Source organism: Mycobacterium sp. MAA66 (genome assembly GCF_041261665.1).
GTDB lineage: Bacteria > Actinomycetota > Actinomycetes > Mycobacteriales > Mycobacteriaceae > Mycobacterium.
Genome location: NZ_JBGCCC010000007.1, coordinates 87,542 through 101,414, shown reverse-complemented (window position 1 = coordinate 101,414; position 13,873 = coordinate 87,542). Strand labels below are relative to the sequence as shown.

Sequence of the window (13,873 nt, the reverse complement as noted above, 5' to 3'; positions counted from 1 at the left end):
ACACCTCATCGCGGGGCAGAGCGGGCGAAGGCTGCGCAGTCAGGGCACTCAGACACCATCGGATGAATGCACTGCACCACGTGCGACAGGAATTGATCAGCACGCTGCAACGTGGCCAGATCAGCGCGAATCCGTTCCCGTGAATGCTCGATGAGGCCGATCTGCCGCACCCGATCGGCACCACCGAGTTCACGGATGTCGGCCAGTGACAGCCCTGCGCCCTGGCACAGCCGGATGATCCTGGCCCGCGCCACATGCTCGTCGCTGTAGCGCCGGTGACCAGTCGCGGTCCGATCGGGAATCAGAACGCCGACGTCCTCCCAGTGCCGCAGTACATGTGCTTCGACACCGATGACCGCAGCCGCAGCACCTACCGACAGTGTCGATGTCATCGAGACCTCCGCTTGACTTCAGGTCGACCTGAAGTTTTAGCGTCGCACGTATGACGACAATTCCGCCAGTTCTGCCCGCCTCGCCGGTACACCAACCCAGCCTGCGTACGTGCTGCTCGGCAATCGCTCAGGTACCCATCGGGCTGCTTCGGCCACGCCGACCCGACGAACGATTCCTCCGTTCCCTGGTCGACACCGAGTTGCCCACGGCCGGCCAGGTAGTCCGGGTCCAAGCCCTGCGTCAGGTAGCCAAGCCCGTTCCCACATCGGCAGTCGTCGAGGGCATGCGTACGCCGCGTCGCATCGACGTCGCGATCACGGCATTCGTCGTCGAACATCCGGCTGCGCGGTTCGTTGTCGACCCTGGAATCTGCACCGACGTACGACAACGAGTGCTCGTCGAGTTGCCGGGCGTGCTGCGCCCGGCAGTGCTTCCGCCGACGGACGTCGTCAGCACCGCCGCCGCACTGGCCGAGGCGCTCGCGGACTCGACAGTTGATTTCGCGTTGCCGACCCACCTGCACTGGGACCACGTCTGCGGCCTGCTGGACCTGCCCTCGGTGCCGTTGCAGCTGCACCGAACCGAATTCGAATGGGCGGGCGGTGGACCCGTCGCCCCGGTCGGCGGTGTGCGGTCGGCCCTACGCGACCGAACGATCACGACATTCGAGCTCGACGGACCCCCGGTTGCCACCTTCGACCGCAGCCATGACTTGTTCGGCGATGGCTCGGTGCTGTTGGTCGATCTGGCCGGTCACACCCCGGGCAGCGTTGGCATCCTGGCCAACACCGCAGCCGGCCGCGTACTGCTGGCCGGCGACGCGGCGTGGCACAGCCTGCAGGTCGAACACCTCCGACAGCGCCCGAGCTATCCGGGCCTCTTGGTCGACGAGGACCGTGACGAGGCCTTCCGCACCTTGCATCGGCTGCACGTCATCCGCGACCAGATGCTCATCGTGCCCAGCCATGATCATGCTGCGGCCGCCCGACTGCACCCGCACGGCTAGTGGGCCGCCGCGTCCCAGTTCGGTCCGTACCCGACCGACACTTCCAGCGGCACGTCCAACGCATACGCGCTGCCCATCTGCTCGCGCACCAGGGCCTCCAGCGTGTCCCGTTCGCCGTCGGCGACGTCGAACAACAGCTCGTCGTGCACCTGCAGCAGCATCCGCGACCGTAAACCGGCGTCCTTCATGGCGCGGTCGACGTTGATCATCGCGACCTTGATGATGTCGGCAGCGCTGCCCTGGATCGGCGCGTTGAGCGCCGCACGCTCGGCCGCCTCCCGCACCTGACGGTTACTGCTGTCCAGCTCGGGCAGGTAGCGGCGACGACCGAACACCGTCTGGGTATAGCCATCCTTGCGGGCCTGCTCGACCACCGACTGCAGGTAGTCCCGCACCCCACCGAATCGGTCGAAGTACTGGTCCATCTGTTGCTTGGCTTCTTCGGTCGAGATCTTCAGCTGCGACGCGAGACCGTACGCGGAAAGCCCGTAGGCCAGGCCGTAGGACATCGCCTTGACCCGGCGGCGCAGTTCCGGTGTGACCTCTTCGATGGGAACGCCGAACGCGCGCGATCCGACGAACGTGTGCAGGTCTTCTCCGGTGTTGAACGCCTCGATCAGGCCGGCGTCGCCGGACAGGTGCGCCATGATGCGCATCTCGATCTGGCTGTAGTCAGCCGTCATCAGCTCGGCGTAGCCTGCCCCGACCACGAAGCCCTCGCGGATCAGGCGGCCCGCCTCGGTGCGGATCGGGATGTTCTGCAGGTTCGGTTCGGTCGACGACAGCCGGCCGGTGGCGGCGATGGTCTGGTTGAACGTGGTGTGGATGCGGCCGTCGGAGGCCACCGCGTTGAGCAGCCCGTCGACGGTGACCTTGAGCCGAGTGGCATCGCGGTGGGCCAGCAGATGCTGCAGAAATGGATGCCCGGTCTTGTCCAGAAGCGACTGCAGCGCATCGGCATCGGTGGTGTAACCGGTCTTGGTGCGCTTGGTCTTGGGCATCTCGAGCTTGTCGAACAGCACCACCTGCAACTGCTTGGGCGAACCCAGGTTGATCTGCTCGCCGATCACCGCGTAGGCAGCCTCGGCGGCGTCACGGATCTGATCGGCGAACTGGCTTTGCAACCGACCGAGCAAATCCAGGTCGATGCCGATTCCGACCTCTTCCATCTCGGCGAGGGCACGCTGCACCGGCAGTTCCATCTGCCCGAGCAACGCTGACGAGTCGATCCGGGCCAGCTCCAGGTCCAGCGCGTCGGCAAGCTCTCCGACCGCCGCCGCCCGGATGATCAATGACTGGATGGCCTGCTCATCGACCTCGTCGGCGTCATCGAGCAGGGAAAGTTGTTGCTGCTGTGCACTTTCCGCACGTAGTTCGCGGCCCAGGTAGCGCACCGAAAGGTCGTCGAGGGCGAAGCTGCGTTGTCCGGGGCGCACCAGATACGCCGCCAGCGCGGTGTCCGAGGTGACACCGGCCAGCTTCCAGCCTCGTCCGGCCAAATCGTGCGCGGCAACCTTGGCCTCGTGCAGTGCCTTGGGCGGCCCCGGATCGGCGAGCCAGGACGCCAACGCCGCCTCGTCCTCCGGGTCGAGGCGCACGGTGTCGATGTAGACGCCTTCACCGTTGGCCGAGACGATCGCCAACGCGGTGGCATCCGCGTCGAACGCCGTGCGGGTTCCGGTGACGGCCACACCAAAACGTGAGCCATTGCTGTGCTCGGCAAGCCACGCCGCCAGCGTGCCCGGTTCCAACAGTCCGCCGCGGACGTCGAATCCGAGTTCGACTTCGGGTTCGACCGGCGAGAGGGTGTCGAAGAGCCGATCGCGCAGTACCCGGAATTCCAGATCGTCGAACAACTGGTGGATCCTGTCGCGGTCCCAGGTCTGCACCCGTAGCCCCTCGGGAGTGTGCGGCAGCGGGACGTCCTTGACGAGGTCGGTCAGCTCGCGGTTCAGGATGACGTTGGAGAGGTTGGCGCGCAACGAATCTCCGACCTTGCCTTTGACCTCGTCGACGTGGTCGACCAGGTCCTGCAGCGATCCGTATTGCACGATCCACTTGGCGGCGGTCTTCTCCCCCACCCCCGGGATGCCGGGCAGGTTGTCGCTCGGATCGCCGCGCAGCGCCGCGAAGTCCGGGTACTGCTTCGGGGTCAGGCCGTACTTCTCCACCACCGCGTCGGGGGTGAAACGGTGCAGATCGCTGACGCCCTTCTTCGGGTACAACACGGTCACGTCGTCGCTGACCAATTGCAGCGAGTCGCGGTCGCCGGTGACCACCAGCACCCGGAAGCCCGCAGCCTCAGCCTGGGTGGCCAGCGTGGCGATCAGGTCGTCGGCCTCGAACCCTTCCTCGGCCAACACCGTGATGCCGAGGGCGCCCAGCACTTCCTTGGCGATATCGATCTGGCCGCGGAACTCATCCGGAGTCGCGGCTCGCCCGGCCTTGTATTCGGGGTACTTGGCCAGCCGGAACGTCTTGCGGGATACGTCGAACGCGGCGGCAACATGCGTCGGCTTCTCGTCGCGCAGCAGATTGATCAGCATCGCGGTGAACCCGTACACCGCGTTGGTGGTCAAGCCGCCCTGGGTCTTGAAGTTCTCCGCCGGCAGGGCATAGAAAGCCCGAAATGCCAGGGAGTTTCCGTCCAAGAGCATGAGTGTGGGCTTGTCACCTGCGGGAGAACTCACCCGTATCACTCTAGGCAGCCCGGGTGACACGGTTGCGCAGCGCCCGTCTCCCAGCGACTGCGGGGCCGCCCCTATCGACGATCAGTCAACAAATCCACAGGATGATACGGAATCCACAGCATATTCCCATGTATCCACAGGAAAACGGACTCAGCAAATCCTCAGGAAGGCTGTAATTTCCATAATTGTCTATTTCATACTTTGGGGAGGTTTTTCCGCATGACCGCCAAACACCGCCGACCCACCAGAAACACCGACGCTTACAAATGGCTGGGCACCGGCGCGATCACCCTGGGTATCGGCGCAGCCACCCTTGCCGGCGGCGCCGGCATCGCGGCCGCCAAGACCGGCGACTCGACCGGCACGAACGGGGCGAGCAGCACTCACAGCGCCCCAGACCACCAGAAGCCCGCGGCAGCCGGCGCGCCGAAGAAGACACATGACACCGCGAAGACGCCCAAGGCGCATTCGACGGCCGCCACTGCTGCGGACACCGCCGGCAGCCCGGCGACCAAGCCAGCGCCGAGTCCAAAGACGAAGCAGCCCAAGCCCACTGCCGCGGTGAGTAGTACCACGACTCCTCCCGCCACCGCCCCGACATCACCTCCCACGGTGGTAGTCCACCCCACGACGCCGGCTGCCGCAGCTGCCGTCGCCGCACTCAAGTCAGTCGCCGCCACGACAACGACGGCCAAGGCCACCACCGCCACCGCGACCTCCGCGACCAACCCGTTCACCACGCTCGCGAACGACATCCAGAAGGCGCTACTGGGCTTTCAGTCGATGTTCTTCAGTGCACCCCCGAAGGCCACTGCTACGCCGGCCGCCGCAGCAGCCACCCCCGCGGCCGCATCAACCAATCCGCTGATCAGCCTGCAGACCGGCATCCAGAACTGGATCCACGAGACGTTCTTCAATACCGCCCCGACTGTCACGGTCGGCACACCAACGAAGAACGCCGACGGCAGCTACACCGGTCAGATCACCACCAACGACGCCGACGGCGACCCGTTGAAGATCACCTTCGACTCGAACTACGGCGGAACCACGACGCTCCAGAGCACCGGCAACAACACCTACACGTACACCTACACCCCGTCGTCCTCGGCGCTGTCCACCCCGGGCTACAGCCAAAACCTCTACTTCACCGTCACCGAAACCAACGCCGACAGCCACTTCCACGGCCCCGCACAAATCCAGAACGCCATCGTGGAAGCGACCGTGGGCACCGTGCTGCGCGCGCTGGGCTTCAACTACCCGCCGTACTCGGCCGCCAGCTGGGGCTCCGCCAGTGGCTGGGTCGACGTCGCGGTCGGCCCACCGGTGAATCCCTCTGGCAGCGCGGCCGCAGTCCCGCTGGCAGCGACCATCAACCCGGCCGCCTCGATGACGACGACACCCAAGTCGGCCGCGTCGACCAATCCGCTGACGAATCTGCAGAACTGGATTCACGAGACGTTCTTCAACACCGCCCCGACTGTCACGGTCGGCACACCAACGAAGAACGCCGACGGCAGTTACACCGGGCAGGTCACCACATACGACGCCGATGGCGATCCGCTGAAGATCACCTTCAACCCCAACGCCGGCGGTACCACGACCCTGCAGGATGACGGCAACAACACCTACACGTACACCTACACGCCGTCGTCCTCGGCCTTGTCCACGCCGGGTTACAGCCAAAACATCTACTTCACCGTCACCGAAACCAACGCCGACAGCCACTTCCACGGCCCCGCACAAATCCAGAACGCCATCGTGGAAGCGACCGTGGGCACCGTGCTGCGCGCGCTGGGCTTCAACTACCCGCCGTACTCGGCCGCCAGCTGGGGCACCGCCACTGGCTACGTCGACGTCGCGGTCGGCCCGCCGGTAAATCCCTCTGGCAGCGCGGCCGCAGTCCCGCTGGCGACCACCGTCAACCCCGCGGCGTCAACCACGACGGTCCCGAAAATTGCTGCCGCAGCGACCAATCCGCTGACGACATTGATCGACAACATCCAAGCGGCGCTGACCAGTTTTGAGAAGAACATCCAATCGACGTACTTCAACACGCCGCCGAAGTTCACCACGGTCACCACACCCACCAAGAACGCCGACGGCACCTACAGCGGTCAGGCCACCGCCACGGACGCCGACGGCGATCCGTTGGTCTACTCGGTGTCTCATCCTTACGACGGCAGCACGGTGACCATCGACCAGAACGGCAACTACACGGTGACGCCGTCCACGTACGCCGTCACCACCGGCACCCAGGATGGGTTCACCGTCACCGTCGTCGAGGCGAACGCGAGTGCTCACTACCATGGGATCAGCCAGATCGTTGCGATGGTCGTGCAAACGTTCCTGCACAACATCTTCGGACAGTTGGGTTACCCGCCCTACTACGCACCCGGCTACGGCACCACGCAGGTGTACATTCCGTCGTTCTCGTTGAGCACCAGTACCGCGACGATGACGACCTAGACAGTCTTCATTCCGCTCTCCGGGACAAAACTGCAACACGTTTCAGTTTCGGCACCCGCTCGGCTACGCTGAGCGGGTGCCAGGAGTGACGGACGCCGGCAGTGCGCCGGCCATTGAGGGTTGGTGGAACACCGACGAGAGCGGATCTCCGCACTTGATCGGCGCGAAGTGTCCGCAGTGCGGCACCTACGTGTTTCCGCCGCGGGCCAACAACTGCCCCAGCCCGGCGTGTGACAGCGACGTACTTGAGCCCGTCGCGTTGTCGCGCCGAGGCAAAGTGTGGAGCTACACCGAAAACCGTTATCCCCCACCGGCTCCGTACCCGGCTTCCGATCCGTTCGAGCCGTTTGCGATCGCCGCGGTCAAGCTGGCCGCGGAAGGCCTCATCGTGCTGGGCAAAGTGGTCGAAGGCACCTTGGCGGCGGACCTGAAGGTCGGCATGGAAATGGAGCTGACCACCATGCCGCTGTACACCGACGCCGATGGCGTCGTACGGACCACGTACGCCTGGAGGATTGCGGACGCGAGCAGCATGGAGGATTCCGCGAAATGAGCACGCCTGAGCCTTTGTACATCCTCGGTGCGGGTATGCACCCGTGGGGCAAATGGGGCCGCGACTTCACCGAGTACGGCGTCATCGCGGCGCGGGCCGCACTGGCCGAGGCCGGCCTGGACTGGCGGCAGATTCAGTTGGTCGCCGGTGCCGACACCATCCGCAACGGCTACCCGGGCTTCATCGCAGGCTCGACGTTCGCCCAGAAGCTGGGCTGGAACGGCGTTCCCGTGTCCTCGTCGTATGCAGCGTGCGCCAGTGGTTCGCAGGCGCTGCAGAGCGCCCGCGCCCACATCCTGGCCGGCTTCTGCGATGTCGCACTGGTGATCGGCGCCGACACCACCCCCAAGGGCGCGTTCGCGCCGGTTGGCGGCGAGCGTAAGAACGACCCGGACTGGCAGCGCTTCCACTTGCTGGGTGCGATGAACCCGGTGTACTTCGCCCTGCTGGCCCGCCGCCGGATGGACCTGTACGGCGCCACCTCCGAGGACTTCGCCCAGATCAAGGTGAAGAACTCCAAGCACGGCCTGAACAACCCGAATGCCCGCTACCACAAGGAAAGCTCGGTCGAGGACGTGCTGGCCAGCCCGGTGGTCTCCGACCCGCTGCGGCAGCTGGACATCTGCGCCACCTCGGACGGCGCGGCCGCGCTGATCGTGGCGTCGAAGGCGTTCGCGGAGAAGCACCTCGGGTCTTTGGACGGTGTGCCGTCGGTGCGTGCGATCAGCACCGTCACCCCGCAGTACCCGCAGCACCTGCCCGAGTTGCCGGATATCGCAACCGATTCCACCGCGGTCGTCCCGGGCCCGGACCGCGTCTTCAAGGACCAGATCCTGGATGCCGCGTACGCCGAGGCCGGCATCGGACCCGAGGACGTCAGCCTGGCCGAGGTCTACGACCTGTCGACTGCACTCGAGCTGGATTGGTACGAGCACCTGGGCCTGTGCGCCAAGGGTGAGGCCGAGCAGCTGTTGCGTTCTGGCGCAACGACGATCGGCGGTCGGGTTCCGGTGAACGCGTCCGGCGGTCTGGCGTGCTTCGGCGAGGCCATCCCGGCCCAGGCCATCGCGCAGGTGTGCGAACTGACCTGGCAATTGAAGGGTCAGGCCATCGGCCGCCAGGTCGAGGGCGCTCGCGTGGGTGTGACCGCGAACCAGGGTCTGTTCGGACACGGTTCGTCGGTCATCGTCGCGCGCTGATTTTCTGGCCACCGAACGCGAGAATTTCTCGATAGTTCGCACCCGAGCTCACGTTCGGTGATCAAGGGCCACGTCCCACACATCGCGCGCATACTGCAGTCATGTCACGCATCACCGCTGTCCTCGGCGACATCACCGAGCAGGACGTCGATGCGATCGTCAACGCCGCGAACCACGCCATGCGAGGGGGCGGTGGGGTGGACGGCGCCATTCATCGGGCCGGTGGGCCCGCGGTCCTGCAGGACTGTATCGACCGCTTCCCCACCGGATTGGCCACCGGTGATGCCGGCTGGACCACCGCGGGAAACCTGCGCGCACGCTGGGTGATCCATACAGTGGGACCGAACCACACTGTCGGTCAACGTGATCCGGAGCTGTTGCGGTCTTGCTATCGACGCTCCCTCGAAGTCGCCGACGAGATCGGGGCCCAGACCGTGGCCTTCCCGTTGGTCAGCGCCGGGATCTACGGGTGGCCGCTGGACGACGCCATCGCGATCGCCGTCGACACCATTGCCGCGGCGGCCACTGATGTGCACGAGGCCAGATTGGTGGCGTTCGACGACGACATCTTCAGTCGAATCAGCTCACGGCTGGCATCGACCCCAGGGTGATCAGGCCACACCGAGATACGCCGCGCGAATACTGTCATCGGACAACAACTCCCGCGCAACACCTTCGCGGGTCACTCGCCCGGTCTCCAGAATGTACGCTCGATCAGATCGGCTCAGCGCCTGCTGCGCATTCTGTTCGACCAGCAACACGGTGGTGCCGTGGGCATTGATGTCCGAGATGATCCGAAAGATCTGCGATATGACCTTCGGCGCCAATCCCATTGATGGCTCATCAAGTAAAAGCACCCGAGGGCGCGCCATCAGCGCCCTACCGATCGCCAGCATCTGCTGTTCGCCGCCGGACAGGGTGCCGCCGGCCTGCGAGCGACGCTCTGCCAGTCGCGGAAAGGTCGAAAAAACCCAGTCCAGCCGCTCCGCGTGCTCGACTCGCGAATTGAATTTCCGCCCATAACAGCCCATTTCGAGATTCTCGACGACAGTCATCCCGGGAAAGATGCCCCGTCCTTCGGGCGCCTGGATCAGCCCGTCGGCCACCCTGCGGTGAGCCTTGACCTTCGAGATGTCGTGCCCGTCGAACCACACCGATCCCGAACTCAGCGGCAGCAATCCGGAGATGGCACGCATCATCGTGGTCTTGCCCGCGCCGTTGGAGCCCAGCAACGTCACCAGCTCACCGGCGCGCACCTGCAACGAAACCCCGTGTAACGCTTGAATTTTCCCGTAGTGCACCGAGATATCGCGCGCTTCCAGCAAGACTTCAGAGCTCGTCATCGGGTACCCCCAGATAGGCCTCGATCACCTTCGGATCGTCCCGGATCTCGGCGGGCAACCCGTCGGCGATCTTCCGGCCGAACTCGAGCACGACCACCCGATCGGTGACGCCCATGACCAGGCGCATGTCATGCTCGATCAGCAGCACCGTGTAGCCGTCGTCGCGGATGGCCTGGATCAACTCGATCAGCGCCGACTTCTCACTGGGGTTGAAGCCCGCGGCCGGTTCGTCCAGGCACAGCAGCTTCGGTTCGGTGGCCAGTGCCCGCGCGATCTCGAGTCGACGCTGATCGCCGTAGGACAGGTTCTTGGCCTTGTCCCCTGCACGCGTGGCGATGCCGACGAATTCCAATAGTGCACAAGCTCTTTCGATCGCGTGGCGTTCCTCACGGCGGTGCCGCGGCGTACGTACCAGTGCTCCCGGCACCGACGTCCGATGGCCGGAGTCCACTCCGACCGCCACGTTCTCCAGGGCCGTCATCTCGCCCCACAACCGGATGTTCTGGAAGGTCCGGGCAATGCCGCGTCGGGTGATCTGGTGCCGCTTGATCCGGCCCATCGGCGCACCGTCGAACACCACCGAACCCGAGCTGGGACGGTACACGCCGGTGATGGCATTGAAGCAGGTCGTCTTGCCCGCGCCGTTCGGTCCGATGAGCCCCAGGATCTCGCCGCGCTTGATATCGAACGTCACTGCGTCGAGCGCAACCAATCCCCCGAACCTGACGGTGAGGTCCTGGACCTGCAACAGGTCGTCGGTGCTCATGCGGCCTCGCCGCGGTGTAAGAGCCGTCGCGCGGCCGAACCGTAGGCCAGGAGCTGCTGACGCACCGGGAACAGGCCCTGAGGGCGGAAGATCATCAGCACCACCAGAGCCAGTCCGAAGAACAGGTACTTCAAGTCCCCCAAGTTGATTCCGAACAGATGCACGCCGAGCAACCGGTTCGGCAGGTAGACGATCACGAAAGCACCGAACACCACACCGAGCTTGTTGCCCTGCCCTCCGAGCACCACTGCACACAGGAAGAGCATCGAGTTGATGATGTTGAACGTGGCCGGCCCGACGTACTGCACCTGCCCGGCATACAACGCGCCGGACAGTCCGCCGATCGCGGCGCCGATGACGAACGCCCATAGTTTGAAGCGGAAGGTGTTGACTCCCATGACTTCCGCGGCGTCCTCGTCTTCGCGGATCGCCACCCAAGCGCGGCCCACCCGGCTGCGCTCCAGGTTGCCCACCAACAGCAGGATGACGACGATCAACGCCAGGCCGAGCCAGAACCACCAGGTGCCGTAGTTGGCCCTGCCGGCAATGTTGCCGCTGGAGAAGACCCCGTCGGGAAGCGCATCGGTTCTCCCGACCCGCGGATAGCCGACCCGGTTCAATCCTCTTGGACCGTTGGTGATGTCGGACAGGTTGTCAGCCAACAGCCGGATGATCTCACCGAAACCCAGCGTGACGATGGCCAGATAGTCACCCCGTAATCGCAGCGTCGGGATACCCAGGATCAGTCCGGCCAGCGCGGTGCAGGCCATCGCCAATGGCACACACGCCAGCCACGCCCAGTCCTGGTGCAGAAACCCGCCCGGTCCTGCCTGGTTCCACGGGCTGTCCGGGCTGGTCAACAATGCGACGGTGTAGGCGCCGACGGCGTAGAAGCCGACATACCCGAGGTCGAGCAGACCGGCTTGTCCGACAACCACATTCAGCCCGATCGCGATGATCGCTACCATCGCGAACTGAGCCATGGTGCCGCCGAAGCTGATTCCAGGCGTGTCCAGGATATCCGGTGGGTCGAGCGGCAGCAGCGCCAAGATGGCGAACCCGACGGCGCCGAGGATCCATTTCTGGGCGCGGCTCAGCTGTGACCAGCGTTGGCGCAACGCATCTCCGGGCGCCAGCAGTCGATCGGTCAGCGCACTCATGCCCGGGCCTTCCCCAGGCTCTCGCCGAGAATGCCGGTGGGCCGGATCATCAGCACCAGGACCAGCAACACGAACGCCACCACGTCGCGCCACTGGGTGCCGAACACCGTCTGCCCGTAGTTCTCCACGACGCCGAGCAACAGTCCGCCCAGCAGTGCTCCCCGCAGATTGCCGATGCCGCCGAGCACGGCGGCCGAAAACGCCTTGATGCCCAGCAGAAAGCCGCCCGAATAGACGACGCCCTGCGGCACTTTGAGCAGGTAAAGCAAGGCCGCCGCGCCGGCCAGCAGACCACCGATTCCGAAGGTGCTCATGATGATCCGCTCACGCGACACCCCCATCAAGGTCGCGCTGGTGGCATCCTGTGCAACGGCCCGAATCCCCCTGCCGAGCTTGGTGCGGTTCATCACCGCATCCGTGAGGAACGCGAACACCAGGGCGGCCGTGACGGTGGTCAGCGTGACATTGGTGACTGCCGCGCCGAACACGGTGAACTCGATCTTGGGCTGTACCAAGATAATCGGCTGCTGCGCATCCGGCCCGCCATAGTCGGCCAGCAGTTGCGGCAACACGAAATGGACGAATTCCTGTAGCACGAAAGACATTCCGATGGCAGTGATCAGGAACGTCAACGGTCTGGCGTTACGTCGGCGCAGTGGCCGATAAGCCACTGCCTCAAGTCCCACCGCGGCCACCCCGGAAACCGCCATGCCGAACAACATCGCCACGGCCAGATATCCGATGGTCAACCCAACACCCACGTTGTAGGCGTCACCGCTCGGCTCGAACCCGAGGAGGTACTGCAGACAGAAGTACGCCCCGAACATGCCGAACATGAAGATCTCGGAATGGGCGAAGTTGATCAGCCGCAGTACGCCGAACACCAGGGTGTAGCCGACCGCCACCAACGCGTAGATCGCACCCCACGCCAGACCGTCGATGGTCAACTGCGCGAAGCCATTCCACAGGCCGTCGATGTTGAAGTTGACGTCTGCAGCCTGGCAGGCGAACGAATCGACGCATTGCTGCATCATCTGCGTGCGAGCCCTGGGTGCGCAGCGCTCACTGAACCTTGTAGGTCCAGATCAGGCTGCTGGTCAACTCACCCTTGGGAGTCCACTGGTAGTGCCGGGCCACACCCTCGCCGCTGTAGTTCTTGACGAACTGCAGCAAGCCGGCCCGCGTGGTGGCACCCGAGTCGATGCCCTTGAGCAACAGCGTTGCGATGTCGTATCCCTCGGCGCTGTAGGTGCCCGGCGGCTTGCCGTACTTCTTGGTGTAGTCGTCGGCGAACGTGCCCGCGGTCGGACCGCACGGGCAGGTCAGGATGGCGCCCTTGGTTGCCTCGCCGGCCTGCTTGATGAACTCCGGATCCTTGACGCCGTCCGACCCCACGAATGTCGCGGTTACGCCGCCATCGCGCAGCTGCTGCACGAACGGCGCTGCGCCCGCGTAGTAACCCGCGTAGTAGAGGGCGTCGGGCTTGGCGCCCTTGATCTGGTTGACCGCAGCCGAGAACTCCTTGTCGCCCTGCTTGACCGAGATCGCGCAATCGGCGCTGGCCACCGGGCCGAGCGCCTGCCTGATAGAGGTGGCCAGCGGCAGCCCGTAATCGGTGCTGTCATCGACCACGCAGACCTTCTGCGCCTTCAAGGTGTTCTTGAAGTAGTTGGCGACCGACTGCGCTTGCACGCTGTCGTTCGCCACGCCCCGAAAGAACGTCTTCCATCCGTTGTCGGTCAGTGCAGCCGATGTCGCCGACGGCGATACCTCGGCCATGCCGGCCTGTTCGAACACCGCTCCGGTGGCCTTGGTCTCGCCGGAGAACACCATGCCGATCAGACCGAGGGTGTACTGGTCATCGACGATCTGTGGCGCCACCGATGTCGCAGTCTGGGGGTCACCACCGGTGTCGAACGGCTTGAACTGGACCTGGCATCCCGGATTGGCGGCGTTGTGCTGATCGAAAGCCAACTGCGCGCCGTTGCGGATGTTGATTCCCAGCGCATTGTTGGCTCCGGTGAGTGCACCGGCGAAGGCCAGCGACACCGGACGGCAGGTGGCCTTGCCATCGCCCGCCGGATTGGCCGGCGATGCGCCGGGCGGGGTCGGGATGTTCACACCGTTGGTGTCGATCTGCGACAACGCCGCGATCTGCAGGTTGGACTGCTCCGCGTGGTCCTGGGGCTTGGACTGGGTGCAGCCCGCCAGACCCAACACGACCAAACCCGCACTGCCCAGCGCAATTGCGTTCCGTGCCATGCGAGCGCGCACGTTCTCACCTCCGGGTCGAAGAA

General features: G+C 64.9%; 12 protein-coding genes. 5 read left to right on the top strand and 7 right to left on the bottom strand.

Going from position 1 to position 13,873, the window contains the following annotated elements; all coding sequences use genetic code 11:
• Positions 1–5: 5 nt before the first annotated feature.
• On the bottom strand, positions 6–392 hold the full coding sequence (locus tag ABIA30_RS19495) for a MerR family transcriptional regulator (RefSeq protein ID WP_370068357.1): 387 nt from the start codon (positions 390–392) through the stop codon (positions 6–8).
• A gap of 50 nt (positions 393–442) precedes the next feature.
• On the opposite strand from ABIA30_RS19495, the gene ABIA30_RS19490 reads away from it, so the two are divergent.
• Complete coding sequence (locus tag ABIA30_RS19490) at positions 443–1,399, top strand: MBL fold metallo-hydrolase (protein ID WP_370068355.1); 957 nt, start codon at positions 443–445, stop codon at positions 1,397–1,399.
• On the opposite strand, the gene polA is transcribed toward ABIA30_RS19490, so the two are convergent.
• Positions 1,396–4,056, bottom strand: a complete 2,661-nt coding sequence (gene polA / locus ABIA30_RS19485) for a DNA polymerase I (RefSeq protein ID WP_370068607.1) — start codon at positions 4,054–4,056, stop codon at positions 1,396–1,398. The genes ABIA30_RS19490 and polA overlap by 4 nt on opposite strands.
• Before the next feature lie 252 nt (positions 4,057–4,308).
• Here polA and ABIA30_RS19480 point away from each other — a divergent pair, with 252 nt between their 5' ends.
• From ABIA30_RS19480 to ABIA30_RS19465, 4 genes are all read left to right on the top strand, one after another.
• Positions 4,309–6,555, top strand: a complete 2,247-nt coding sequence (locus ABIA30_RS19480) for a hypothetical protein (RefSeq protein WP_370068353.1) — start codon at positions 4,309–4,311, stop codon at positions 6,553–6,555.
• Positions 6,556–6,631: 76 nt separating this feature from the next.
• Positions 6,632–7,108, top strand: a complete 477-nt coding sequence (locus tag ABIA30_RS19475) for a Zn-ribbon domain-containing OB-fold protein (protein WP_370068351.1) — start codon at positions 6,632–6,634, stop codon at positions 7,106–7,108.
• Complete coding sequence (locus tag ABIA30_RS19470; RefSeq protein WP_370068349.1) at positions 7,105–8,307, top strand: lipid-transfer protein; 1,203 nt, start codon at positions 7,105–7,107, stop codon at positions 8,305–8,307. The genes ABIA30_RS19475 and ABIA30_RS19470 overlap by 4 nt, the downstream gene beginning before the upstream one ends.
• Positions 8,308–8,408: 101 nt before the next feature.
• Entirely contained in the window at positions 8,409–8,918 is a 510-nt protein-coding gene (locus tag ABIA30_RS19465) for an O-acetyl-ADP-ribose deacetylase (RefSeq protein ID WP_370068348.1), read from the top strand.
• Here ABIA30_RS19465 and ABIA30_RS19460 read toward each other — a convergent pair whose 3' ends face one another.
• Genes ABIA30_RS19460 through ABIA30_RS19440 form a run of 5 tightly spaced genes read right to left on the bottom strand, consistent with a single transcriptional unit; the run spans position 8,919 to position 13,850 of the window.
• Positions 8,919–9,650, bottom strand: coding sequence for an ABC transporter ATP-binding protein (locus tag ABIA30_RS19460; RefSeq protein ID WP_370068347.1), 732 nt, complete (start codon positions 9,648–9,650; stop codon positions 8,919–8,921).
• On the bottom strand, positions 9,637–10,416 hold the full coding sequence (locus ABIA30_RS19455; protein ID WP_370068346.1) for an ABC transporter ATP-binding protein: 780 nt from the start codon (positions 10,414–10,416) through the stop codon (positions 9,637–9,639). Before ABIA30_RS19455 ends, ABIA30_RS19460 begins: the two co-directional genes overlap by 14 nt.
• A complete protein-coding gene (locus ABIA30_RS19450) occupies positions 10,413–11,576 on the bottom strand; it encodes a branched-chain amino acid ABC transporter permease (protein ID WP_370068344.1) in 1,164 nt (387 codons plus the stop codon). The genes ABIA30_RS19455 and ABIA30_RS19450 overlap by 4 nt, the downstream gene beginning before the upstream one ends.
• The gene (locus ABIA30_RS19445; RefSeq protein WP_370068342.1) at positions 11,573–12,610 is read right to left on the bottom strand and encodes a branched-chain amino acid ABC transporter permease; all 1,038 of its coding nucleotides are present in this window, start codon (positions 12,608–12,610) and stop codon (positions 11,573–11,575) included. Before ABIA30_RS19445 ends, ABIA30_RS19450 begins: the two co-directional genes overlap by 4 nt.
• 28 nt (positions 12,611–12,638) lie before the next feature.
• Positions 12,639–13,850, bottom strand: coding sequence for a branched-chain amino acid ABC transporter substrate-binding protein (locus ABIA30_RS19440; protein WP_370068340.1), 1,212 nt, complete (start codon positions 13,848–13,850; stop codon positions 12,639–12,641).
• Positions 13,851–13,873: the final 23 nt, after the last annotated feature.

Excerpts from the sequence above, each read along its gene's own strand:
- ABIA30_RS19495 (WP_370068357.1), bottom strand. The coding sequence starts at position 392 with ATGACATCGACACTGTCGGTAGGTGCTGCGGCTGCGGTCATCGGTGTC.
- ABIA30_RS19490 (WP_370068355.1), top strand. The coding sequence starts at position 443 with ATGACGACAATTCCGCCAGTTCTGCCCGCCTCGCCGGTACACCAACCC.
- polA (WP_370068607.1), bottom strand. The coding sequence starts at position 4,056 with ATGCTCTTGGACGGAAACTCCCTGGCATTTCGGGCTTTCTATGCCCTG.
- ABIA30_RS19480 (WP_370068353.1), top strand. The coding sequence starts at position 4,309 with ATGACCGCCAAACACCGCCGACCCACCAGAAACACCGACGCTTACAAA.
- ABIA30_RS19470 (WP_370068349.1), top strand. The coding sequence starts at position 7,105 with ATGAGCACGCCTGAGCCTTTGTACATCCTCGGTGCGGGTATGCACCCG.
- ABIA30_RS19465 (WP_370068348.1), top strand. The coding sequence starts at position 8,409 with ATGTCACGCATCACCGCTGTCCTCGGCGACATCACCGAGCAGGACGTC.
- ABIA30_RS19460 (WP_370068347.1), bottom strand. The coding sequence starts at position 9,650 with ATGACGAGCTCTGAAGTCTTGCTGGAAGCGCGCGATATCTCGGTGCAC.
- ABIA30_RS19455 (WP_370068346.1), bottom strand. The coding sequence starts at position 10,416 with ATGAGCACCGACGACCTGTTGCAGGTCCAGGACCTCACCGTCAGGTTC.
- ABIA30_RS19450 (WP_370068344.1), bottom strand. The coding sequence starts at position 11,576 with ATGAGTGCGCTGACCGATCGACTGCTGGCGCCCGGAGATGCGTTGCGC.
- ABIA30_RS19445 (WP_370068342.1), bottom strand. The coding sequence starts at position 12,610 with ATGATGCAGCAATGCGTCGATTCGTTCGCCTGCCAGGCTGCAGACGTC.